We start from the raw sequence: 23,090 nt of genomic DNA on the forward strand, positions 1-23,090 counted from the left end.
CTAATCTGGCTTTTACAAACTTTCATCTATTCCAAAATTTATTTCATAATCTTTTAACACTGTGTCTGTACTAAGTAGACTATATATTGCCTTTTCAGCCTCATCTTGTGCTTCTTCTAGCAGTCCATTTTGTACTGCTTTATTTTCAACTTCTTTTTTCTGATCTTTTGAGAAATTATTGTAATCTTCAATGTCTATTCTATTAAATATTGATTCTCTTTCGTCAAATACTTTTAGCGAGTTCTCATCTATTTCATGTGATAGGATTTCTGCTTTTGGTATTTTTATATCGATTTTCTTATCACTAACCGAAACATTTAATTTATCTAAATCAATACCCGCATGAATTGTACCATCATAAGATACTATAAACTTCTTTGATGTGAAGGGAACTTTGTATCCGTAAAATGTGTTTTGATTTTCAAATTGTCCCATATTTGTGTAGTGATACTTAAGAGTTGTAAGCTCTTTTGCACTTACGATTTTATTTTTTATAAGTGTTGAGCTAATTTCAGGTGTCATTTCTCTTGATTTATATATTGATCCAAATAAAAAGCTAAGAGCTAGTGCGATTATTATAATTATTCCAATTGTCAGGATTTTCTTTACTCTAGTCATTTTTTCCTCCTTTTCACATTTATTATACCCATAAACTTATTTATAAAAAGAAAAGGTAGAAAAAACCTTGTATCTATTGTATTTTTAAGATACTCTTTGATATAATACTCTAAAAGATTAGGAGGAAGATAATAAATGGATGACGGTGCCTTATGGGCTAAGCTCATATTGATTGCAGTACTTACAGGAGTCAATGCTTTTTTTGCGTCGGCGGAAATGGCTATGGTTTCAGTTAACAACAACAAGATTAAAGAACTAGCGGAAGATGGAGATAAAAGAGCTAAGACTCTTATCAATATCTCATCAGACCAAACAAGATTTTTATCAACTATTCAAGTTGCTATTACTCTTGCAGGATTCTTCTCATCTGGTTCTGCAGCGACAAGTATTTCACAGGTTTTTGGAGACTTTTTGAGAGGTTTTGGAATTCCTTATGGTAATACTATTTCTTTTATTTTGGTGACTTTTCTATTGTCATATATCACCCTTGTATTTGGTGAGCTTGTGCCAAAGAGAATTGCACTTCAAAATTCAGAAAAAGTTGCACTTGGTTCTAGTAAGGTAATTGCAGTTGCATCAAAACTTTTTTACCCTTTTGTAAAATTACTTTCTTTTTCAACAGCTCTTGTCCTAAAATTAATGGGCAAATATTCTGAAGATGTTGAAGAGAAAATTTCAGAAGAAGAATTAAAGAGTTATATTAAGGTTTCTACTCAGCAAGGCGTTATTAACTCAGCTGGAGAAGAAATGATTGTAAATATCATGGATTTTGACGACAAACTTGCTTTTGAAATAATGACTCCAAGAACTTCAATTTACATGATTGATTATGATGAGTTTAACACAGATACTGTGACAGAAATTCTTAAAAAAGGTTATTCAAGAATGCCAGTTTATAGAGAAAATACTGACAACATTCTTGGAACAGTTTACATCAAGGATCTTTTCGTTGAATATGCTAAAAATAATTACGAAAGCATTAATCTAGACAATTGTATTAAGTCGCCATACTATGTGCCAGAAACTAAAAAGATTGACATGCTTTTAAAGGAGCTTCAATCTACTAAGAATTATGTGGCAATATTAATTGACGAATACGGTGGTTTCTCAGGAATGGTTACAGTGGAAGATATTGTAGAAGAAATTGTTGGAGAAATCGAAGACGAATACGATGAAGAAAATAGTCAAATCGAAAAGGTAAAGGACAATGAATATATCTTAGATGGGTCAATGGATCTAGAAGATGTAAATGACGAATTAGGGGTATATCTTTACTCTGAAAATCACGAAACTGTCTCTGGTCTAATTATTGAAAAATTAGGATTTATTCCTGAAGAAAGTCAAAAGAAAAAATTAAGCATAAAGACTGCTGGTTGTATACTTACAGAACTTGCAGTTGCTGACAAGAGAATAATTAAGGCTAGTATAAAAATAATTCCTGAAGAACAGGAAGAAGCAAAAAAAGAATATAAAGAATTGAATTCTTAAGATATGGGACTGTCCAGTGGGCAGTCCTTAACTTTTATTTATTAAATATTATAATAATTATGAGGACATATAAGGTGGTTGCCCAATACTATTATTGGGAGGCGTTACAATGACAGATTTTGAAATATTATCACTTGTAATTAATATTTCTATCTTGATTGTAGCCATCCTAACGTTTAATAAAAAATACCAGAGAAAATATAAATTCTCTCTGGTATTTGGTCCAACTTTATGGGGTCACCACAACTGCGCGTGGTAGTTTTTAAGAAATTACCTTAAGGGCAGCCATCTTTAATGGTGTCCTCTTTATATTTATATTAGCATATAAAATTTTGAAATTCAATATAATTAATGACGTGTCCGACTCCTTTGAAAATACTCCCTATTGAAGCCCTAGCACGAAATTTTTAATTTCGTAGCAGGTCTCATGTCAGGAATCTCCAAGAAAACGACCAAAGGGAAGTTTGATTGGAAAGATTCTACGGCCGGTCGTATTTTCTGCAGTCGCTGGATAAGGTTCTTCATCAATTCAGGCTCCTTCCAGTCGCCTTCATTGTGAAGACCGCAAATCTCAAGGCTCGCCTTTCGATTTGCTACCATTAAAAAATGCCGAGATAACTCGGCGTTTTAAGGAAATTAATTAAAAAAGTGTATTAAATAATCTGATATTAGTTTAACATAATAAAATATTAACGTCAAGTTTATTTTTTTATTTATTATCTTTAATTAAATTAGATTTTTAATAATTTATTCTGATTAGTCTTGTGAGTCACAAAAATCATTTATCAATGAAAGAATAGTAACAAGATCACCTAACTTTTTAGAATTCTCAGACTTCAAATCTCCATTTTTTAAATCTTCTAAGTAATTTATATCAAGTTTAGTTAAATAGGAAATTAGTTGTAAGTTAACTTTTTTGTCTATAACTTTATTGAGCATATCTACATATTGTTCTGTTGGAGTTTCTGTATCAGGATAAGAATAATAATGAATAAGATTTAATATATCTAAAGTAATTTCTGAAGGAATTAAAATATTCATGTATTTTTTTCCATTAACATGAATAACCATTTCAAATTTTGAATTTTTTTCGTCCACATATTCCATAAAAGTTCCTCTTATTATAGTTAAAGCACAAAAGATATTTCAACGTTTGGATTGACATAATATTTCTTTCCAGTAATATCTTCAGCATATCCAGTAAGTCTTATTTTATAGCTTACACCTCTTCTCAAGTTGAATCTTCCTAATCCCAAAAAGTCAGAAACCGTACCCTTTCCTTTCTTTATGACGGAGTAGCCGCCTCTATAGAAACCAGTTGAATTAGTATAGACACTGAAATAACCATAAAAAGTATAACTAGTGGTAGTTTTTGGTTTTACAGCCCATTGAATGCTTCCGTTAGATTCCATAAAGTCTAGAGTAGTATAACCAGCATTTCCATAGAAACTAGCATAAGGTGTTATTTCGCTTTTGTTAGGATCATTATAAATCATTTCGAATAAATTTTGATTATTTGAACTCAAATTATCTTCATATGATGACGTGACAGGTTCTGCAGCAAATACATTTGAGATTAAAACTAAACTGACAATAGTGATAAATAAATACTTTTTAATATGTCTCATAAAAACACTTCCTTTCTTTATCTAAATAATAGCATAAATAAATGAATAAATTCAACAAAAATAAAATTCTAAAATAAATTAGCAGAAGACTTGCAAGAGTGCTAAATATATTGTATAATTAAATAGTCAAAGATAGTCAAAAATACCTTTGACCATTACCTGTCGAGGAGGAGAGATATTGAAATATAAAGATTATTATGAAACTCTTGGCGTTTCTAAGGATGCAGATGAAAAGGAGATAAAGAGCGCTTATAGAAAGCTTGCCAAAAAATATCACCCAGATCTACATCAAGGAGACGACGAGGCAGCTGAAAAGTTCAAAGAAATTTCAGAGGCTTACGAGGTTTTATCAGATAAGGACAAGAGACAAAAATACGATACCTTTGGATCAAATTATGATTTCAGTCAAGGATACGACTTTGACCCTTCTCAGTATGGTTACACTTACACTACTGGAGGAAGCGGAGCCGACTTCTCTGACTTTTTCGAAACTATTTTCGGATCATCTAGATCAGGTGGCGGATTCTCTGGTGGTTTTAATATAAATGATATTTTCGGAGATTTAGGTGGCAGAGGTCACAAAAGCTCTAAACAAAATAGAAATAAATTTGAATCAGAGCTATCTATCTCCATTGAAGAGGCCTATAAAGGCACTACAAAAAATGTAAACTTAACTTATAAATCTAAGGAAATTGAAATTCCTGTTAAAATTCCTAAGGGAATTACTAGAGGCAAAAAAGTTAAAGTCAATGGAGATAAATTCGGACTCTCTGGAGATGTCTTATTTAAAATTAATATTAGAGATGAAAAAAATCTAAAGTTAGATGGAATTGATATAGAGAAGACAGAAAATATTTATCCATGGGAAGCAGCTCTTGGAACTGAAAAGACTGTTGAAACCTTAAATGGAAAGATAAAGCTTAAAGTTCCTAAAAACTTTGTAGGAGGAAATAAAATGAGAATTCCTTCTCAAGGTTTCAGAGACTTAAAGGGAAATGTTGGCGACTTATACGTCACATTTAACATAATAAACCCTACGATTCTAAGTGATGAGCAAATTGAGCTTTATAAGAAATTAAATGAAATAAGTAAATGAGGTGTTTAAATGAATTTTGACAAATTTACTCAAAAATCCCTTGAAGCAGTACAAGGAGCATACAATGCTGCAAAGGAATATGGAAATCCTGAGGTAAAAGAAATTCACATAAACTATGCACTTTTAAATGACAATGAAGGACTTGTACCAAGGGTCTTAAATTATATGAATAAAAATCCAGAAATGATTAAGATGGATGTCTTAAAAGTTATTGAAAGACTTCCAAAACAATCTGGTGGAGAAGTTTATGCAGATAATTCCTACAGAGAATTGTTTGACAAAGCTGAAAAATTTAAAAATGAAATGCAAGATGAATATTTATCGGTTGAACATATTTATCTTGGATTACTTTCAATGAAGGGCACTGATTCATCTTCAATCTTTAATAAGCATGGTATTTCAAAAGATGAATTTTTAAATGCTCTTAAAAAAATTAGAGGAAATCAACACGTAACTACGGATAATCCCGAAGGAACTTATGATGCTCTAAAAAAATACGGACAAGATTTAACTGAGCTTGCAAGAGAAGGCAAGCTTGATCCAGTTATTGGTCGTGACGAAGAAGTTAGAAATGTAATTAGAATTCTTTCAAGAAGAACTAAGAACAACCCAGTTCTTATAGGACCTCCTGGAGTTGGTAAAACTGCAATAGCAGGCGGGCTAGCACAAAGAATTGTATCAGAAGATGTGCCTGAAGGACTTAAGAACAAGACAGTTTTCTCACTTGATATGGGTGCACTTATTGCAGGTGCTAAGTACAGAGGAGAATTCGAAGAAAGACTTAAAGCTGTTTTAAACGAAGTTACAAGTTCTAACGGAGATATAATTTTATTTATCGACGAAATTCACAATATCGTTGGTGCAGGTAAAACTGATGGAGCAATGGATGCTTCTAACCTTTTAAAACCAATGCTTGCTCGTGGAGAACTTCACGCAATTGGTGCTACAACTCTTGATGAATATAGAAAATATATTGAAAAAGATCCTGCACTTGAAAGAAGATTCCAAAAAGTTATGGTAAATGAACCAAATGTTGAAGACACAATTGCCATACTTCGTGGACTTAAAGATAAATACGAAATTTATCACGGAATTAGAATTTCTGACTCTGCAGTAATTGCGGCGGCAACTCTTTCAGATAGATATATTACAGATAGATTCTTGCCAGATAAGGCAATCGACTTAATGGATGAATCTTGTGCAATGCTTAGAACTGAAATAGATTCTATGCCAACAGAAATCGATGAAGTTAGAAGAAAAATCTTACAACTTGAAATCGAAAGAGAAGCTTTAAAGAAAGAAACTGATAATGCAAGTAAGGAAAGACTTGAAAAGTTAGAAAAAGAACTTTCTGAAGAAAAATCTGAATTTGACAGATTAAAATCTAAGTGGGAAGCAGAAAAGAAAGAACTTGATGCTACAAAAGACATCAAGAAGAAAATCGAAGATGTAAACCACGAAATTGAAGAAGCCGAAAGAAATTACGACCTTGAAAAATTATCACAATTAAAATACGGCGAACTTCCAAAACTTGAAGAAGAATTAAAGAAGAGAGAATCAACTACAAAAGATGAAAACTCCATGGTTAAGGAAGAAGTTACAGAAGATGAAATCGCCTATGTAGTTAGCCGCTGGACAGGAATACCTGTTGAAAAGCTAAATCAAACTGAAAGAGATAAACTTCTAAACCTTGAAGACATTCTTCACAATAGAGTTATAGGACAAGATGAGGCAATTGAAGTTGTATCAGATGCAGTCCTAAGAGCGAGAGCTGGACTTAAAGATGCAAATAAGCCAATTGGATCCTTTATATTCCTAGGACCTACTGGTGTTGGTAAGACTGAAACAGCAAAGGCACTTACTGAAACATTATTCGACGATGAAAGAAATTTAATTAGAATAGATATGTCCGAATACATGGAAAAACACTCAGTGTCTAGACTTGTTGGTTCACCTCCAGGATATGTAGGCTATGATGAAGGCGGTCAATTAACTGAAGCAGTTAGAAGAAAACCATATTCTGTAATACTTTTCGACGAAATTGAAAAGGCCCATCCAGATGTGTTTAATATCTTGCTTCAAGTTTTAGATGACGGAAGACTTACAGACAACCAAGGAAGAACGGTGGACTTTAAAAATACAGTAATAATCATGACATCAAATATAGGAAGCCACTTCTTAATTGATGGCATTGGCGACAATGGTGAAATAACTGAAGATGCAAGAGAAAATGTAATGAAAGACCTTAGAGCATCCTTTAGACCAGAATTCTTAAATAGAGTTGATGAAATAGTATTATTTAAACCACTTCAAAGAGGAGAAATCTTTAGAATTATCGAACAATCAGTTGGAGAAGTTGAAAAGAAACTTGAAGATAGAAATATAAAAATTGAAATCACTGAACCTGCAGAAGAATTTATCCTTAACGCATCCTTTAGCCCACAATACGGGGCAAGACCAGTTAAGAGATATATCTCACAAACTTTAGAAACAGATATCTCTAAGATGATTATTAGAGGCGATGTTTCAGAAGGAGATACAATTCTTGTAGATATAGGAGCAGATGATTTACAAGTTAGTGTAAAATAATATAAAGATTAGAGAAGACTTGCTTAGGCAGGTCTTTTTTATTCTTTAATTTTCTGTTGACAAAAACAATTAGCGTATATATAATTTATATACAGAGAAAATAATTTTTGTATCATATATGTAATTATAATGGATTTCTAGATAATACGTTATTAATTACAGTACATAAGGAGGAATTATGAAAAAGGATTTAAAGGTTTTTCTAGCAGTATCATTTATCATTCCATTTATAATGGATTTTTTAATATATTACTGCAAATTAAAGGGAATTGGATATGATATTTATCCACTCATTCAAATGTTTTTTCCTTTTCTAGGCGCAATGGCAGTTATGAAAAGTGAGAGGAAAGATATTTTAAAGTTATCTATTTTTAAGATATATTCCTTAATTGTGATTATAAATATATTTCTTGGTATTTTTAATCTATTTAATGATGATATAATAAATTTATTGAGTTCATTTTTGGTTTTAATTGGATCTGTAGTTACGTTAATTTTATTACTTTTAATGGATAAAGAAAAAAGAGTTGAGTTATCATTAAATAATCCAAATATAAAAATCACTTTAGTTTTTTGTGTTTATTTTATTATTTCATATTTTTTAAGAGGTTTTATATCTTTTGCTGTTGAAGGAAAAATTTCTGATTTTATAGAAATTCTAAGTGCTGATAATCTATTTAAGCCGATTGGTTTTATTTTGACTTCTTTTTTAGTTTTTCTTCCTTTTATTGGCGAAGAGTATGGATGGAGAGCTTATTTAACCCCAAGGTTAAATGAGATTTATGGTCACAAGAAGGCTCTATTTATATCAGGTTTTATTTGGGGAATATGGCATCTTCCACTTAATTTATTTTATTATTCTGAGAGTGTTTTATCGTCTCAAATTTTATCAATTTTTAATCAAATAGGTTTTTGTATTTTTCTAGGAATTTTCCTATCATATGCTTACAATAGAACTGGTTCTATTTGGACTGCTGTTATTATTCACCTTTTAAATAATAACATGGCTGTTATTTATTCAAACACTAACTCTTCTAATGTTATTAGAAATAACCATTATGATCTAAAAAGTACTGTGACCTCTATTATTCTTGCTGCAATATTTTATGGGATTTTTATCTTTTCTAGATATATTAAGAACGAACATATGTGGCAATCATCTATATACGAAGATATTAATTCAGATTAATGAATAAGGCTAAACTTTTAAAGTCTAGCCTTATTTTATTGATAACAAAGGCTCTTTAGGTTAAAATCATATTAAAGAGGTGATATTATGATGGCTTTATCAACAATATTTATGAGTTTAGCTCTTGTTGTTGTTTCAATTTTTGGAGCACTTGGAGAAAATATTAAGAGCATGGACTTTCGAAATGCACAAATTGAAATTTCTGGCGAGAATATTTCAACACTTGATGGTGAAGAGACTAAGGATAATTTTAGAATAGCAGGAATTAAAGAGGGAAAGAATTCAAACTTTAACTTAAAGACAAAATCTTATGATTTAAATTATTTTTATGACGGAGAAAATACATATTTTAATAGAGAAGCAGTTCTAAAAAATGCAGGAAATAGAGCTGATGATTCTCTTAAAGAAGTAAAAGAAGATTATATTAAAATTAAAGGAGATGAAGCCTTTGGCTTTGAAGAAAAATATAATTTAGGATTTATTCCAAAAGCATTTGATTTATTAGAAGATGAAAAATTTGTAGATTCAGTTATTAAAATTTCACAGTTTATTGCAAAATCAGATGAATTACCGAAGGCGGAAGGAAACTCTTATAAATTTGACATTGCAGAATTACTCCAAAATGAAAATTTAAATTCATACATTTCTAAGAATTACAAAGAAGTGGAAGATGAATTAATTTATATCTTAAATAAAGTTTCCGGAGATGAAAAACTTGATAAAAAATTCTTAGAAGAAGCTTTTAAAGAAATTAATCCAAAGGATATTAAGGAAATAGCAAAAGTTTTTAAAGGCTCTTATATTGTTTTCAAGGTTAATGATTCTAAAGGACTTGATTTTGATGTAGAAATTAAATTTTCACTTAATGGAGAAAATGAAAAAGAATCTATGAGTTATTTAATTAAGGCAAATGTGAAGGTCGATGAAAGCTCTGCAAAGGTTGAATTCCCAAAGAGTTTTAAAGAAGTTAGGTCCAATGAATTCAGTGATTTCTTCCTATCTACTTATTCAGATTTAGCAGTAATTAATTTAAATATTAATGGTGAAAATAAAAATATTTCTTATAAAAAGGATTCTCATCCAATTTTAACAGACGATTCAATTTATGTTGATAGACATGTCATAGACCAAATAATTCCAAAAGATTTTAAAGATGTGGAATTTAAAGAAGACTCTATAAAAATAAAAGATAAAGAAATTAAGATGAAAGATGGACTTTATCCACTAAGAAAAATAGCAGAAGCTTTAGGATATAATGTGGAATACACTATGGGCGATGCTCCGAGATTTTATGTTGATTTAAATAAAGAGGAGAAATTATGAAAAAGAAAATTTTAGTCATAGCAAGTGTTTTAACTCTTGCACCAGCCACTATTTTTGCAAATGGTATTAAGATTTGGGTTAATGGAAATATTGTAAAATCTGATGTAAGTCCATACATTAAAAATAGTAGGACTATGGTACCGATTAGGGTAATTTCTGAAAGTTTAGGAAAAGAAGTTAAGTGGAATGGCGATGAGAAAAAAGTAAACATCAAAGACAGTAAGGGAAATGAAATTTCACTAGTTATTGGCGAAAAATTTATTAAAGACGAGTCAAACAATGTAGACAGAAAATTTGAATTAGACTCACCAGCAGTTATAAAAGATGACAGGACTTTTGTGCCAATTAGAGCAATTGCAGAAGCCTTTGGAGAAAAGGTAGACTGGGATAAAGACAACAGAACTGTAATTATTGGAAAAGGATATAAGAAACCTGAACCAGTAAGGGCTGAAAAGACTACTCATCCACTTGGACTTGATTATCTCTATAATAAGGAAATGATAAATAAATCAGATGAAGAAAAAACAGTCTATGAAAGAAAGATGAGAGAAGAAGAGTCTAAGTTATTTCCAGGACATAAAAATAGAGAAGTAGAAGCAGCTTTAGCTTGGCTGTCCTTTGCAAAGTCAAATAAATTCTTTCAAGACGAAGTTAATAAAGATACTTTTTCTTATACTTCTAAAAATGAAATTTATTACGGAATTGATCCTAGAGGGTCAGCTATGAGTTGGTTTGAAGATGAATCTAAAGAAGAATATACAACTAGAGATTTTATGTCTGTTAATGCAGGACCAAGCATGGCAGAACTTGAACACTTTGATTATTATTTAAACTATGATGGAACTTTTAACTCTTTTAGAATGCCTCTACATTATCACGACACTCCAGAGGAAATGTTAAAACAGGTAAAAAAAATAATTTCAAATCCAGAAAAAGTAAAATTTATAGATGCAAATAAGAGTGATATTGAAAGGCTATTAAAGAATTTTAGTCCCGAAAATGAAAAATATATTGAATATTAAATAAGAAAAACCAGGAGAAAAATCCTGGTTTTTTAAAGCATTAAATTAAAATAATATATAAAGAATAGGCATTGTTATTACTATACTTAAGATTACTCTTTCTATCCAAATAATGATATAATCAGAGAATTTAAGAGGAATTTCAGTACCCATCATAACTGGGATTGAAGCTGAGAAGAAAAGAATTTCTGATACTGAAACTACAGCTACTAGCATCTTCGCAATAATTCCAAGACCTGCATTTGCGACAATTGGTGCTGGTAGAAGCATTTCAGCTATACTCATTCCAAGAGCTTGAGCAACCATTAGAGGTTCTTCAACTCTAGTGATTAGTGTAAATGGATAGAAAATATATCCAAGAATGTCAAAGATTGGAGTGTATTCTGCAAGAAGAAGTCCAACCATACCTACTCCAAGTAAAGATGGAGCGATATTAAGGGACATTTTAAATCCATCTACAAAGTTATCTTTAATAACTGTGAATAGATTGTCAGATTTTTTGTAAGCTGCCATACCTGCGTCAGCTGCATCTTTAAAAGTAACTTTTTTCTTAGGTTCAGGAATATATTGTTTTCCAGAATAATATTCTTGCGGTTTTTTGCTAAGTGGATAAATTCTAGCAGTTATTGCTGTGACGATGAAAGTAACAAATAAAGTTACCCAGAAATAAACTAGCCAGTAATCCATCAAGTCAAGAGTATTAGCAACTATAATCATAAATGTTGCAGATACTGTAGAAAAACCAGTTGCGATAATTGCAGCTTCTTTCTTAGTATAAGTGTCTTCCATATAAACTCTATTAGTTATTAAAAGTGCAAGTGAGTAAGAACCTACAAAAGATGCTACGGCATCTACTGCAGATTTACCTGGAGTTTTAAAAACTGGTCTCATAACAGGTTCCATGAAAACTCCGATAAATTCCATAAGTCCAAATCCAGTTAAGAATGCAAGGAAAACTGATCCAATTGGTACAATTGTAGTAACTGATACCATGATTGAGTTCCAAATAAGTGGAAGCATGTCCTTGTCAAATATTCTTGCAGGTCCAATATTTGTCACATACATAAATACAAAAACCAAACTCACTAGTTTAAGTGCAAAGAAAACCATGTGAAGTTTACTTTTTTGCCAAGATTTTGATTTAATAGCGTATAAAATTCCTGATATTACAATGAAAACACCAAATATTAAATTATAATAAGGAATTTTCTTTACAAGGTTTGTGATATGGTCGATTGGAATAGTGTTTGCACCCATTAAATTTATTGGTATAAAGAACATAAATATACCAAATAGGGCATAAAGAATAAAAACGACAACGTCCATGGTATTATATTTTTTAGAATCCATAATTAACCCCCTTAAATTATAAAAAATACAAATAAAGTATTTAAGTATTTATTAAAGCAAAAACAATTTATCACTTTAATTCGATTAAATACTTTAGGCTAATTATACCCAAAAGACATACTTATAAAAACTTTTTTTTAAAATTTATCAAAAAATTTATTTATAACAATATAAGAAAAAACTTGCCAAGCTTGGCAAGTTTAATTAAAATCAACTTCTATTATATTGTCCTTTTTCTTATCAGTCCCGTAATAATCATAAAGTGCTTGACCAAATTTTGTTATCTTTAGATAAATTTTTTCCTCTAAAATATCTAAATCAATTAAAATTTGAATTACAGGTATATATGCTTCTTGATAATCAGAAAGTCTAACATCTTCACCTGATAGCAATTTTTCAAATAATTCTAGCACTAAATCTTTATAGATTTCATAATTATCACCAAGGGCAGGTTTTAAAAAGTCCTCCTTAGAAAGAGAGTCTATCCAAATGGAATATTTTTTAAGTTCATCAAAGCTCATGTAATCATCGGCTTCATCTGTTAAAATTATTTCTTGAACTTCGCCAGGATTATATAGATAAGTCAAACTCTTTATAATTGTGAAAAATAAATAAAGCTCAATTTGTGGGAAGTGTTTATTTTTATAGATTTTTACATACTTTGTAGGTAAAATCTCTGCATCTTCAACAAATCCTCTTAACATTGCAGGAGATAAATCTCCAGACTTCAATAAATTTACATAATTAATATCTAAAAATGTGAGAAAATTGTCGTAGTTTTCTATAAATTTATTTGCAGCATAATTAGGATTATTTTTAACTATTAAATCAGGAAGTCTATCATCGTAGTAAAATCCACCTATGCTTTCATCGAGCATTTTTATAAAATCAAAAATAGATTTTTTAACTTTTTGTAGTGATTCTATTGGTTTTTTAACTTCTCTTCCCATTTTTGAAAGTTTTTTGTAAAAAGCTAAAACAAGTTCAACAGATTCAATTAATTGATTTTGGTCGCTGAAGTCTCCTCCGTTGCATAGATTAGCAAAGATTTTGAAATAATCTAAATCATAATCTTTAAAAGATTTTTCATCTCCTTCTAGATATTTTTCATAAATCTTTGAGAATGTATAATCGAAAAATGCAAGGATGTATTCTTCGTCATTTTCAGAAAGAGCCCTTTTAAAATCTTTCAAATCATTAAGAGCATAGAGGTCTTCCTTATAAAAGGCAGATTTAAGATCCTCATCAGTAAATTCGAATTCATCATCATAAGGATTCCCATAAAGCCCCCAGTTTGTAACTTCGCTAACTGATAAGAAGTTTAATAAATTTGCCTTTAAAAATTCCTTGTCAATTTTAAGCGTTTTTTCTTTATATTTTAACTCTTTAAAAACTTTTAAAAGATTGGAGTGAAATGTAAAGTACTCAGTTTCAACCATTGTCCTAATTCTTTGAAGCACTATCTTTTTCTTATTAGGTCCAAAGATTCTAAAAATACCCCACTTATTTGACACATTTGCAAGGGCTGAAGTGTATTCTATAGTGTAATTTTTATCTAAGATTAAGTCGTGGAATTTATAATCTTCTCCATCTTTTTTTATTTCAAAAAGAGAGACGTAAGAATCTCTTAATATTTCTATAAGTTCAAAGGACTCATCTTTATCTATATTTTGAATTTCTAAAAATGAATATATAAGATCTATTGCATCTTCTTTAAAATCTTCATAGTCAAGCAAGACCCATGCTGCAATTTCTTCCAAAGGTCTTTTCATTAAATATTCATTGTCTAGTATTGAATTAAAATAACTGTTTTCTAGAAATTCATCAAAACCTATGACGGCATGTTTTAGAAAAATTCTTCCAATGTCATAGAGTTCGCTATTAGCGTATTTCATCTTTTTTCACCTACCAAAACTTTGAGTTCGTCTAAATATTTTAAAATGTATTTAATGTGATAATTGTACACACTGTCGACTTCAGTTGGTGTTCTAAAGCCATTATCTAAATAAAATCTATCTTCAATTTCTTCGGCGTCCTCGTTGCCATATCTGTCTTCAATCTCCTCGATGATTTCATTTTTTAAAATTTTTGCGCTCATATTATTAACCACTTCAAGACGCACAGAAATACTTTCGAGTAGGGACATTATTTCCTTTTCCTTTACAAGAGAATGTTCGTGATGAAATGGAGTCTTAACTTCTTCAAGTAAAAGTTTATATAAAGTGTTGCAACTTTCTAAATTTTCGTTAAATTCAGCTAGACCATCACTTTCATCAACTAAGATTGATTTTAAAGCTCTATTTGCATTGATATATGCCTTCTTAGAAGCTGCGAGAAAATCATTCCATATATCAGGTGATGAAACCAAATAATTTACTAAAACTGCAACTAAAATTCCTATAAATGTACCTATAACTCTATTAAAAGCATAGACTGCCTTGTCAGAATCTGAACAAAAAGAAGCAACAAAAACTATACAGGATAGCTGAGTCATGTCCCTCATTTTTACAACAGAAAGAATATAAATAGTAATTAAAATGCCAATTCCTGCAATTAATGGCTCCACAAAGAGAGGTACAGAAATTTTAGAGCTTAGATATCCAAGAATTACACCAAAGACCGAAGTGAAAAGTCTCTTTCTAGTATCTTGAAGAGATTCTGAAATTGATGGCTTCATTGAAGACACTGCAGCAATGGATACAAATATTGGAGAGTCTAAGTTAAGTAATTCAGAAATATACAGACCAACTACAACTGCAAGGGCAGTTTTAATAGCTCTCATTCCTATTCTATATTTGTAATTAAATCTCTTTTTTAATTTCATATAATACTCCATTCACAAATATTAATTCAATTATATCAATAAAAAATACAAATGTACATTTACAAGAATAATGGGTTAATTGATATAAATTGTAAATTTGGGGTAAATATTTTATAAATAAAGGAGAGTGACATTTATGTTAATGAATTTTGTTGGAAAAAACATTGAGCTTACAGATTCTCTTAAAGATGTAGCGGAAAAGAAATTTTCTAAATTAGATAAATACTTTTCAGAAGAAGTAGAAGCAAGAGTTGTATTCTCTACAATTAGAGAAGAACAAACAGTTGAAGTTACAATATTTTTGCCAAAGACCATTATAAGAGCAGAAGAAACTACAGATGATATGTACTCTTCAATGGATAGAGCAGTAGATGCCCTTGCAAGACAAATTAGAAAACACAAGACAAAACTTAAAAAAAGATATCAAAATAACGAAACAATTAGATTTGATGAAATAATTGAAAAAGAAAGTCCAAAAGAAGAACCAAAAATCGTAAAGAGAAAGAAATTCGAATTAAATCCAATGAGTGAAGAAGAAGCAATTCTTCAAATGGAACTTCTTAATCACAAATTCTTTGTTTTCTTAGATGCAAGTACTGAAAAAGTTGAAATATTATATAAGAGAAATGATGGAAATTACGGAATAATAGAAGTTTAAAAATAAGGCGGGGTACTTCTCGCCTTTTTATTGTCGAGGTATTTATGAAAAAATTAATATTTATTATAGCGATAATTTTTCTAGTTGGATGTAGTTCTAATAAAATTTATGATTTAAGAACTGACATATCTGACACAGAAGGAGTAGAAAAATTAATACATAATCTTGATTGGGATAATAATGAGATAACAAAAATTGTCGCAAGAAATAATGTTGTAAAAATTTATTTTGGAGAAGATACAAATATAAATAAATTGAAAAATTTTAAAAAACTTTTTGATAATGGAATTATTTTAATTGCACTTACTGGTGCAGAAAAAGTTTTATATCAAGATGCCCGAAATAATTTTAGTGAAATTGATAGAGAAAGTTATGAACTATTTTCAGAAGGATTAAAATTAAAAGACTCCGAAGTTTATCAAAAGGACAAGGGAGAATTTAATAAGTTACTTAGGAATTTAAAAAAGATGAAAATTGATAAAGAAGATGGCTTTAATTTCAATTTTAATTTTAGATTAAATTTTTAAAAATTTAATTTTTTTATAATAAGATAAATTTTTGATTTTGGGACTGTACTATTTAGAGCAGTCCCATTTTTAATTATTATGAACTTTTTAATAATTCTTCATAAATATCTATAATTTCATTAGGAATTACAAAGTCGAAATATGTGCCTGATTTTGATAAAAATAAATACATAAGTCCAAGGGAGGTAAATTTTTTCATATTTACATATACATTTTCATCTGAATAGTCCACAGCACCGTTGTAAAAATCATAAAAACTCTTATGCTCTTTCTCATCAAAGGAAAGAAGATTTTCTTTAAATTTATTTAAAATTGTATTATTTAGTATGGCAATTTTTTCGTCATGACTTAAATGTTCTAAATCTAGATTGTAAGTCTTTTCGATTAACTCTAGATGATCATTTTCTATATTTTCTAAAATAGGGTATAATCTATCCATAGGCAGTGTATTAATTGTTTCAACTGCAAATAATTTTAGTAAGAAATCGTTCATTTTTTCACCTCGTTTTAATTATACATGAAATGAGGAAAAGGAGGAAATATGTCGGAGATTAAAAAATTACAGGATGGAATTTATTGTAAAATAATTCCTCTTAAGGGCAATCCCTTAAAGAGCATTAATATTTATATGGTTAAATCCAAGGGCGAAGCAATGATTATTGACACTGGATTTGACACAGAAGAAATAAGAAAAGAAATGATGGACTATATTAAAGATATGGACATCGATTTAAATAAAACAATTTTATACTTAACTCACCTTCACTCTGACCACACAGGTCTTAGTTCATGGTTTGCAGAAGACCTTGGAGTTGATGTCTATATCAGCGATGTTGATTATCAAATGGTAAGTGCCATGGCATCAGCTGATTCCAAGAGATGGAAAGATGTTATGGAAATTGCACATATGCAAGGACTTGATGAAGACAATTTAAAAATCGAAGAGCATTCTGGATATAGATATAGACCTAAGAGGGACTTTAAACATAAGTCTCTTAATCCTGGAGATATTTTAAAGGTTGGAGACTTTACATTTAAGGGACTTGATTTTGCTGGGCACACTCCTGGAATGGTTGGTCTTTATGAAGAAGATAAAAAGATTTTATTCTGCGGCGATCATATTTTAAAAAAGATTACTCCAAATATTACTTTTTGGAACTTTGAAACGGGCGACAGCTTAGGTACTTATCTTAAAAATATAGAAAAGCTAAGAGACCTACAAATCGAGCATCTCTATTCATCTCACAGAGAATTAATAGATGATGTTCCTGCAAGAATTGATGAGCTTAAAAGGCATCATGCACATAGAATAGATGAGGCTCTAAAAACTTTAGAGAAACATAATGAATGCACAGTAAGAGATGTTGCAGTGGGAATGCACTGGGATATTTCTGCAAGAGGATTTAATGATTTTCCAAACACTCAAAAGTTTTTTGCAGCGGGAGAAGCTCACGCTCACCTAGAGCATCTTAGAGCAATTGGAAAAGCTGATTTTAGAAAAGATGAAAATGGAGTTTTAAAATACTTTAAAATTTAATGGGAGATAAAAATGGAAAATTTAATTTGTAAATACAAAGATAAAGAACTTGTAAGCGGAAAGGAAACAATTCTATGTGGAATTGTAAATGTTACACCTGATTCCTTCTCTGATGGTGGAAAATGGTTTGGAGTAGATAAAGCCGTAGAACATGCAAAAGATTTAATTAAAAATGGTGCTACAATGCTAGATATTGGTGGCGAATCTACTAGACCTGGCTCAACTTATGTAGAAATCGAAGAAGAAATAAATAGAGTAGTTCCAGTAATTAAAAGATTAAAAGAAGAAGTTGATGTGCCAATTTCAATAGACACGTGGAAGGCTGATGTTGCAAAAGCTGCAATTGAAGCAGGAGTTGATTTTATAAACGACATCACAGGATTTTTAGGTGATCCAAAAATGGCCGAAGTTGTCGGTAAATCTGATGTAGGAGCAATTTTAATGTTTAACCCTAAAATTGCAAGACCAAATCATAAGAGCAGCCAAAACTTCCCATCCTTTGGCGGCGAAGGAGTCTTCACAGAAGAAGAATTAAAATCTTTTGAAAAAATGGATATCACAGAATTAATGGTAAAATATTTAGAAAAATCCATTGAGTATGCAGAAAGGGAAGGCATCTCAAAAGAAAGAATAATGCTCGACCCAGGTATTGGATTTGCCCTTACTAAAAAAGAAAATCTACAATTAATTAACGATATAAATGTATTAAAAGAAATGGGATACTTCACTTTCCTTGGAGTTTCAAGAAAGAGATTTATCACAAATATTCTTTCAGAAAATAATATCGACTCAAGTGGAGAAACTGAAGAAGGCTTTGAAAATAGAGACGAAGCGTCAGCAGTTTTAACAGCAATAGCTGCTTTTAGAGGAGTAGAAGTCCTAAGAATTCACACAACTAAACATCACAGAATTTCTCAACTAATTGCAGATTCAGTTAGACTTAATAAAATCCAAGAAGATTTAGATTTAAAACCATACAGTCTTTAAAAAATTTTATTTTAGAGATATAATAATGTTGAAGGTATATAAACTGTAATAAGGGGGAAATTATGGCATTAATAGAAAAATTAAAAGCTAAAGTTAGAGAAACAAAACCAGAAATCATTTTTCCAGAAGGAAATGATGTTAGAATTTTAAGAGCAGCAATTAGACTTAATAATGATGGAGATATTAAACCTATCTTACTAGGAGAAAAATCTGAATTAGAAGAAATTGCTAAATCTGAAGGTGTTGAACTAGGAAGCTTAGAAATTTTAAACCCAGCCGAATACGAAGGATTTGATGAAGTAGTATCTAAATTTGTTGAAAGAAGAAAGGGCAAAGTTACAGAAGAAGATGCTCGTGAAATCTTAAAAGACAATAACTATTTTGGAACAATGCTAGTTTACATGGGAAAAGCAAAGGGACTTGTATCTGGAGCAGCTCACACAACTGCAGATACTGTAAGACCAGCACTTCAAATTATAAAAACTAAACCTGAATACAAGAGATGCTCTGGAGCATTTATCATGATTAGAGATGAAGAACTTTACCTAATGGCTGACTGTGCAATTAACACAGACTTAGATGCAGAAGGACTAGCAGAAGTTGCAGTAGTTTCAAATGAAACAGCTAGACAATTTGGCATCGATCCAAAGATTGCAATGCTTTCATTCTCAACACATGGCTCAGCAAAACACGATAGAGTAACTATGGTTAATGAAGCAGCAAAAATGGCAAAAGAAAAAAATCCTGATATGGCAGTAGATGGAGAACTTCAATTTGACGCAGCTTTTATCGAAAGAGTCGCAGCAAAGAAAGCTCCAGAATCTAAAGTAGCAGGACATGCAAATGTATTTATCTTCCCTAACATTGAAGCAGGTAATATAGGATACAAACTTGCTCAATACTTCGGTGGATTCAAAGCAGTTGGACCAATACTTCAAGGACTTAACGCACCAGTTAACGACTTATCTCGTGGATGTGTAGAAGACGAAGTATATTCACTTGCTATTATCACAGCAGCACAAGCAGTACTTTAATTAGCATTTTAAAGACTTCCTTAGGGGAGTCTTTTTTAATTTGTAAATAAATATGATAGAAAGTTGTGAAAAGTTCTAGTATTATATTCATAAAATAATATTTAATTTGAAAGGATTAAAGTGAAAGAGAAAAATCAAAATTATCAAAAAATATCAATCTTGGCACTTTCATTAATAGTTGGCACGACTTATTCAATAGCACCTGCACTTCCAGGCTTAGCAAGAGATATGGAAGAAGTAACTCTCACGCAACTTGAAACACTTACAACTATTCCGGCTATTGCTGCAATTGTAATGATGTTTTTTGCAGATAAATTACAAAAAATATTTTCAGATAAAATCTTAGTGAGCTTTTCACTTATATTTGCAACAATAAGTGGAGTGATGCCTTTCTTTCTAGAAAATTTTTATTCAATACTTATAGCAAGACTCTTTTTTGGACTTGGACTTGGAATTTTAAATTCATTGGCAGTTAGCTTAGTTGGGAAATATTTCGAAGGCAAGACTCGTGCAAATCTAATGGGAGTAAGATCTGCCATTGAAAGCATTGGATCAACTATTGCAATATTTATTGCTGGAAGACTTCTATTAATCGCACCAAAATATGTATTCTTTGTCTATTTATTGGTCCTTGGAATTTTTATAGTATTTATATTATTTTTTAGAGAAGATAAAAATATAGTAGATACTGGAAATCTCAACATAGTCAAAAGGTCAAATAAAATATCAAGAGAAATACTTGTGATGGCAGGAATTTGTTTCTTGCTTGTAATGGGTTCAGTTGGAGTAAATATTGAGACTTCCATAATAGTCACTGAAAATAAATTGGGAACAATGACTGATGCAAGTAATATCTTAAGCATTATGACAGTTTTTGGAATGATAGGCGGAATAATATTTGGAAAAGTTTTTGAAAAATTAAAAGAAAGTATCTTTATAATATTTTTAACGTCTTATACACTTTTTATGCTACTTTACACATTTGCATGGAATCTGTGGATACTTTTAATAGCAGCAATAGGAATTGGATTTTCATATTCAATGATAATTGCCTACCTATTTCAAAGAATACCCAGAGATTCAAATAAAGGCGCCGAAGTTTTCTCTACTTCAATAGTCCTAATAGGTTGCAATATTGGAGGACTTCTTGCCCCACATGTACTAAACCTTTTTAAAAAAATTCTTCCAATAGATACAACACAAAAATCTTTTATAGTTATTGTGGTATTTTACGTGCTTATAATTTTATTTGAATTTAAAAAAAATTTTAAAAGGGGTGATTTTTTTGGAAAATAAAAGATGGAAAATATTTCTAATAGAGGACGATAAAATCATCTCTAATGAAATAAAATCTCACATGAACACATGGGGATTTAATGTAAAATTAGTAAATGATTTTACAAAAATATTTGATGAGTTTATAGATTATAATCCTGAATTAGTCTTAATGGATGTGACTCTTCCATATTATAACGGTTATTATTGGACAGAGAGGATAAGAAAAGTTTCAAAGGTTCCAATTATATTTATATCAGCAGCAGATGAAAATTTAAATTTAATAATGGCTATGAATTTAGGTGCTGATGATTATTTAACTAAGCCCTTTGAACTAGAGGTTTTGCAGGCAAAAATTAATGCAATTCTAAGAAGGAGTTATGAATATACAGATTTTTCAAAAGACTTATACTATAAAGATGTGATTTTAAAAAGAGATTTAATGATTTTAAATTATAAAGATAGAGATATCGAACTTACTAAAAATGAGTTTAAGATTTTAGAAATACTTTTAGAAAAACCTGGAAAAATTTATTCAAGAGAAGATATAATGAATAAAATTTGGCAGTCAGATGTTTACATAAACGACAATACACTAACTGTAAATATTTTAAGACTTAGAAAAAAATTAGAAGACAATTCTCTATTTGGTTTTATAAAGACGAAAAAGGGCGTAGGTTACTATGTATAGATTATCTATTAGTGATTTTATAAAAAAAGAAAAATATATAATATCCTTTGGATTTGCAGTATTTATATACATATTTTTATTTTCTCTTTTTCTAATGAATAGTATAAATTTAAGTATTTACATGAGCCTTTGCTATTTAATTTTATTATTTATTTTTTTAATATTTTTATATAATGAGAAAAATAAAATACATAATGAAGAGATAACTTGGCTAAATAGAAAAGAATTTGACGAAGATTTACCTAATGCAGATTCTAAATTAGTTGATGAAATTAAAAGACTAAATAAAAAGATTATTGATTTTAAAAATTTAGAAAAGACTAATAATTATAAAATAAAGGATTATTTAACTGTGTGGACTCATCAGATAAAGTCGCCAATCTTTGCATTAAGGCTACTATTAAAACAAGATGAAATAAATATAAGTGAATGTAATAAAAAAATATTTGAAATTGAAGAATACATTTCAAATATACTTGGTTATGTAAGGCTAAATTCAAATAGCACTGATTATGTATTTGACAAGATTTCACTTGATGAAATAATTAGAGATGTAATAAGAAAATATTCAATTCAGTTTATTGGTAAAAATAATAGTGTAGAGTTTAAAGAAACTAATAAATTAATTCTTACAGATGCAAAGTGGTTTAGCTTCTTGCTTGAACAGATTATTTCGAATTCTTGTAAGTATACAGAAAATGGTGAAATTTCAATATATATAGAAGATGATGAATTAGTTATAGAAGACAGTGGCATTGGAATAATAAAAGAAGATATCCCAAGAATTTTTGATCAAGGTTATACAGGATACAATGGAAGGCTTATGAAAAAATCAACAGGCCTTGGACTAAATCTTGCAAAAGAAATAGGAAAATCTCTTAGATTAAATTTAAGATGCGAATCGGAAGTAAATAAATTTACAAAAATATATATTGATTTAAAAAATGTTATGGAGTGATTAATTTCACTCTGAGCTTGTAGATAAACCCACTATAACGCTCACCGGATTTCGCTTTCTACAAATTCTAATTCTTAACTCTCTGAAAAACGCAAACTCGCTGACGCTCAAACAGTGCGTTTTTCGGGCGCTCGTTCTCGAATTGAATTAGTATAGAAAGCTCAATATGGTTTGCTTATATAGTGGGTTTTTATTTTGTCTACAGTCTGAGAGTGATTAATTTCACTCTTTTTTTAATGTTACATAAATGTCACATTAGAATCTTAAATGTAATTTAATATAAGGGATTTTTATTT

Annotated in this window: 22 protein-coding genes; 15 read left to right on the plus strand and 7 right to left on the minus strand. The window is 30.0% G+C overall.

Features of this window, described 5'->3' with window-relative positions; translation table 11 throughout:
* Window positions 1-12 precede the first annotated feature (12 nt).
* Window positions 13-618, minus strand: a complete 606-nt coding sequence (locus tag KQI68_RS01675) for a DUF4230 domain-containing protein (RefSeq protein WP_216548331.1) — start codon at window positions 616-618, stop codon at window positions 13-15.
* 135 nt (window positions 619-753) lie between these two features.
* Here KQI68_RS01675 and KQI68_RS01680 point away from each other — a divergent pair, with 135 nt between their 5' ends.
* Both KQI68_RS01680 and KQI68_RS01685 read left to right on the plus strand, forming a co-directional pair.
* A complete protein-coding gene (locus KQI68_RS01680; RefSeq protein WP_216548332.1) occupies window positions 754-2,106 on the plus strand; it encodes a hemolysin family protein in 1,353 nt (450 codons plus the stop codon).
* A 109-nt stretch (window positions 2,107-2,215) separates the two neighbouring features.
* Complete coding sequence (locus KQI68_RS01685) at window positions 2,216-2,365, plus strand: hypothetical protein (RefSeq protein ID WP_216548333.1); 150 nt, start codon at window positions 2,216-2,218, stop codon at window positions 2,363-2,365.
* Window positions 2,366-2,862: 497 nt separating this feature from the next.
* Here the strand turns inward: KQI68_RS01685 and KQI68_RS01690 are convergent, their stop codons facing one another.
* Window positions 2,863-3,213 (minus strand): hypothetical protein, encoded by a 351-nt coding sequence (locus tag KQI68_RS01690; RefSeq protein WP_216548334.1) that lies wholly within the window; start codon window positions 3,211-3,213, stop codon window positions 2,863-2,865.
* 20 nt (window positions 3,214-3,233) lie between these two features.
* Window positions 3,234-3,734, minus strand: a complete 501-nt coding sequence (locus KQI68_RS01695) for a hypothetical protein (RefSeq protein WP_216548335.1) — start codon at window positions 3,732-3,734, stop codon at window positions 3,234-3,236.
* A gap of 178 nt (window positions 3,735-3,912) precedes the next feature.
* Here KQI68_RS01695 and KQI68_RS01700 point away from each other — a divergent pair, with 178 nt between their 5' ends.
* The 5 genes from KQI68_RS01700 (at window position 3,913) to KQI68_RS01720 (ending at window position 10,953) form a co-directional block, all read left to right on the plus strand.
* Complete coding sequence (locus tag KQI68_RS01700) at window positions 3,913-4,830, plus strand: DnaJ C-terminal domain-containing protein (protein ID WP_216548337.1); 918 nt, start codon at window positions 3,913-3,915, stop codon at window positions 4,828-4,830.
* A 9-nt stretch (window positions 4,831-4,839) separates the two neighbouring features.
* The gene (clpB, locus tag KQI68_RS01705) at window positions 4,840-7,419 is read left to right on the plus strand and encodes an ATP-dependent chaperone ClpB (RefSeq protein WP_216548338.1); all 2,580 of its coding nucleotides are present in this window, start codon (window positions 4,840-4,842) and stop codon (window positions 7,417-7,419) included.
* A gap of 178 nt (window positions 7,420-7,597) precedes the next feature.
* Window positions 7,598-8,608 (plus strand): CPBP family intramembrane glutamic endopeptidase, encoded by a 1,011-nt coding sequence (locus KQI68_RS01710; RefSeq protein WP_216548339.1) that lies wholly within the window; start codon window positions 7,598-7,600, stop codon window positions 8,606-8,608.
* An 87-nt stretch (window positions 8,609-8,695) separates the two neighbouring features.
* Window positions 8,696-9,931 carry a hypothetical protein gene (locus KQI68_RS01715; protein ID WP_216548340.1) on the plus strand — a complete coding sequence of 412 codons (1,236 nt, stop codon included), beginning with the start codon at window positions 8,696-8,698 and terminating at the stop codon, window positions 9,929-9,931.
* Entirely contained in the window at window positions 9,928-10,953 is a 1,026-nt protein-coding gene (locus KQI68_RS01720; RefSeq protein WP_216548341.1) for a copper amine oxidase N-terminal domain-containing protein, read from the plus strand. The genes KQI68_RS01715 and KQI68_RS01720 overlap by 4 nt, the downstream gene beginning before the upstream one ends.
* Before the next feature lie 45 nt (window positions 10,954-10,998).
* Here the strand turns inward: KQI68_RS01720 and KQI68_RS01725 are convergent, their stop codons facing one another.
* The 3 genes from KQI68_RS01725 to KQI68_RS01735 all read right to left on the minus strand — a co-directional run bounded on the left by KQI68_RS01725 (window position 10,999) and on the right by KQI68_RS01735 (window position 15,127).
* Window positions 10,999-12,303 carry a YjiH family protein gene (locus KQI68_RS01725; protein WP_216548342.1) on the minus strand — a complete coding sequence of 435 codons (1,305 nt, stop codon included), beginning with the start codon at window positions 12,301-12,303 and terminating at the stop codon, window positions 10,999-11,001.
* A 200-nt stretch (window positions 12,304-12,503) separates the two neighbouring features.
* Window positions 12,504-14,198, minus strand: a complete 1,695-nt coding sequence (locus KQI68_RS01730; protein WP_216548343.1) for a hypothetical protein — start codon at window positions 14,196-14,198, stop codon at window positions 12,504-12,506.
* Complete coding sequence (locus KQI68_RS01735) at window positions 14,195-15,127, minus strand: FUSC family protein (RefSeq protein ID WP_216548344.1); 933 nt, start codon at window positions 15,125-15,127, stop codon at window positions 14,195-14,197. The genes KQI68_RS01730 and KQI68_RS01735 overlap by 4 nt, the downstream gene beginning before the upstream one ends.
* A gap of 136 nt (window positions 15,128-15,263) precedes the next feature.
* Here KQI68_RS01735 and hpf point away from each other — a divergent pair, with 136 nt between their 5' ends.
* Both hpf and KQI68_RS01745 read left to right on the plus strand, forming a co-directional pair.
* On the plus strand, window positions 15,264-15,785 hold the full coding sequence (gene hpf, locus KQI68_RS01740; protein ID WP_216548345.1) for a ribosome hibernation-promoting factor, HPF/YfiA family: 522 nt from the start codon (window positions 15,264-15,266) through the stop codon (window positions 15,783-15,785).
* Window positions 15,786-15,829: 44 nt separating this feature from the next.
* Window positions 15,830-16,312, plus strand: a complete 483-nt coding sequence (locus KQI68_RS01745) for a hypothetical protein (protein ID WP_216548346.1) — start codon at window positions 15,830-15,832, stop codon at window positions 16,310-16,312.
* Between the two features lie 76 nt (window positions 16,313-16,388).
* Here KQI68_RS01745 and KQI68_RS01750 read toward each other — a convergent pair whose 3' ends face one another.
* Window positions 16,389-16,805: a hypothetical protein gene (locus KQI68_RS01750; protein WP_216548348.1), complete on the minus strand. Its 417-nt coding sequence runs from the start codon at window positions 16,803-16,805 to the stop codon at window positions 16,389-16,391.
* Window positions 16,806-16,853: 48 nt separating this feature from the next.
* On the opposite strand from KQI68_RS01750, the gene KQI68_RS01755 reads away from it, so the two are divergent.
* The 6 genes from KQI68_RS01755 to KQI68_RS01780 all read left to right on the plus strand — a co-directional run bounded on the left by KQI68_RS01755 (window position 16,854) and on the right by KQI68_RS01780 (window position 22,794).
* Window positions 16,854-17,849, plus strand: coding sequence for an MBL fold metallo-hydrolase (locus KQI68_RS01755; protein WP_216548349.1), 996 nt, complete (start codon window positions 16,854-16,856; stop codon window positions 17,847-17,849).
* Window positions 17,850-17,861: 12 nt separating this feature from the next.
* Window positions 17,862-18,836 (plus strand): dihydropteroate synthase, encoded by a 975-nt coding sequence (folP, locus tag KQI68_RS01760; RefSeq protein ID WP_216548350.1) that lies wholly within the window; start codon window positions 17,862-17,864, stop codon window positions 18,834-18,836.
* Between the two features lie 62 nt (window positions 18,837-18,898).
* Window positions 18,899-19,870 (plus strand): phosphate acetyltransferase, encoded by a 972-nt coding sequence (gene pta, locus KQI68_RS01765; RefSeq protein ID WP_216548351.1) that lies wholly within the window; start codon window positions 18,899-18,901, stop codon window positions 19,868-19,870.
* Between the two features lie 120 nt (window positions 19,871-19,990).
* Entirely contained in the window at window positions 19,991-21,166 is a 1,176-nt protein-coding gene (locus tag KQI68_RS01770; protein ID WP_216548352.1) for an MFS transporter, read from the plus strand.
* Entirely contained in the window at window positions 21,156-21,836 is a 681-nt protein-coding gene (locus tag KQI68_RS01775; protein WP_216548354.1) for a response regulator transcription factor, read from the plus strand. The genes KQI68_RS01770 and KQI68_RS01775 overlap by 11 nt, the downstream gene beginning before the upstream one ends.
* Window positions 21,829-22,794: a sensor histidine kinase gene (locus KQI68_RS01780; protein ID WP_216548356.1), complete on the plus strand. Its 966-nt coding sequence runs from the start codon at window positions 21,829-21,831 to the stop codon at window positions 22,792-22,794. Before KQI68_RS01775 ends, KQI68_RS01780 begins: the two co-directional genes overlap by 8 nt.
* Window positions 22,795-23,090: the final 296 nt, after the last annotated feature.

It is taken from the genome of Peptoniphilus ovalis, assembly GCF_018919265.1.
Lineage (GTDB): Bacteria > Bacillota > Clostridia > Tissierellales > Peptoniphilaceae > Peptoniphilus_A > Peptoniphilus_A ovalis.

What these genes read in the sequence shown, in the direction of transcription:
- pta (WP_216548351.1), top strand. Translation starts at nt 18,899, where the DNA reads ATGGCATTAATAGAAAAATTAAAAGCTAAAGTTAGAGAAACAAAACCA.
- KQI68_RS01715 (WP_216548340.1), top strand. Translation starts at nt 8,696, where the DNA reads ATGATGGCTTTATCAACAATATTTATGAGTTTAGCTCTTGTTGTTGTT.
- KQI68_RS01745 (WP_216548346.1), top strand. Translation starts at nt 15,830, where the DNA reads ATGAAAAAATTAATATTTATTATAGCGATAATTTTTCTAGTTGGATGT.
- KQI68_RS01720 (WP_216548341.1), top strand. Translation starts at nt 9,928, where the DNA reads ATGAAAAAGAAAATTTTAGTCATAGCAAGTGTTTTAACTCTTGCACCA.
- KQI68_RS01755 (WP_216548349.1), top strand. Translation starts at nt 16,854, where the DNA reads ATGTCGGAGATTAAAAAATTACAGGATGGAATTTATTGTAAAATAATT.
- KQI68_RS01690 (WP_216548334.1), bottom strand. Translation starts at nt 3,213, where the DNA reads ATGGAATATGTGGACGAAAAAAATTCAAAATTTGAAATGGTTATTCAT.
- KQI68_RS01685 (WP_216548333.1), top strand. Translation starts at nt 2,216, where the DNA reads ATGACAGATTTTGAAATATTATCACTTGTAATTAATATTTCTATCTTG.
- clpB (WP_216548338.1), top strand. Translation starts at nt 4,840, where the DNA reads ATGAATTTTGACAAATTTACTCAAAAATCCCTTGAAGCAGTACAAGGA.
- KQI68_RS01725 (WP_216548342.1), bottom strand. Translation starts at nt 12,303, where the DNA reads ATGGATTCTAAAAAATATAATACCATGGACGTTGTCGTTTTTATTCTT.
- KQI68_RS01680 (WP_216548332.1), top strand. Translation starts at nt 754, where the DNA reads ATGGATGACGGTGCCTTATGGGCTAAGCTCATATTGATTGCAGTACTT.
- folP (WP_216548350.1), top strand. Translation starts at nt 17,862, where the DNA reads ATGGAAAATTTAATTTGTAAATACAAAGATAAAGAACTTGTAAGCGGA.
- KQI68_RS01695 (WP_216548335.1), bottom strand. Translation starts at nt 3,734, where the DNA reads ATGAGACATATTAAAAAGTATTTATTTATCACTATTGTCAGTTTAGTT.
- KQI68_RS01710 (WP_216548339.1), top strand. Translation starts at nt 7,598, where the DNA reads ATGAAAAAGGATTTAAAGGTTTTTCTAGCAGTATCATTTATCATTCCA.
- KQI68_RS01675 (WP_216548331.1), bottom strand. Translation starts at nt 618, where the DNA reads ATGACTAGAGTAAAGAAAATCCTGACAATTGGAATAATTATAATAATC.
- KQI68_RS01730 (WP_216548343.1), bottom strand. Translation starts at nt 14,198, where the DNA reads ATGAAATACGCTAATAGCGAACTCTATGACATTGGAAGAATTTTTCTA.
- KQI68_RS01750 (WP_216548348.1), bottom strand. Translation starts at nt 16,805, where the DNA reads ATGAACGATTTCTTACTAAAATTATTTGCAGTTGAAACAATTAATACA.
- hpf (WP_216548345.1), top strand. Translation starts at nt 15,264, where the DNA reads ATGTTAATGAATTTTGTTGGAAAAAACATTGAGCTTACAGATTCTCTT.
- KQI68_RS01780 (WP_216548356.1), top strand. Translation starts at nt 21,829, where the DNA reads ATGTATAGATTATCTATTAGTGATTTTATAAAAAAAGAAAAATATATA.
- KQI68_RS01735 (WP_216548344.1), bottom strand. Translation starts at nt 15,127, where the DNA reads ATGAAATTAAAAAAGAGATTTAATTACAAATATAGAATAGGAATGAGA.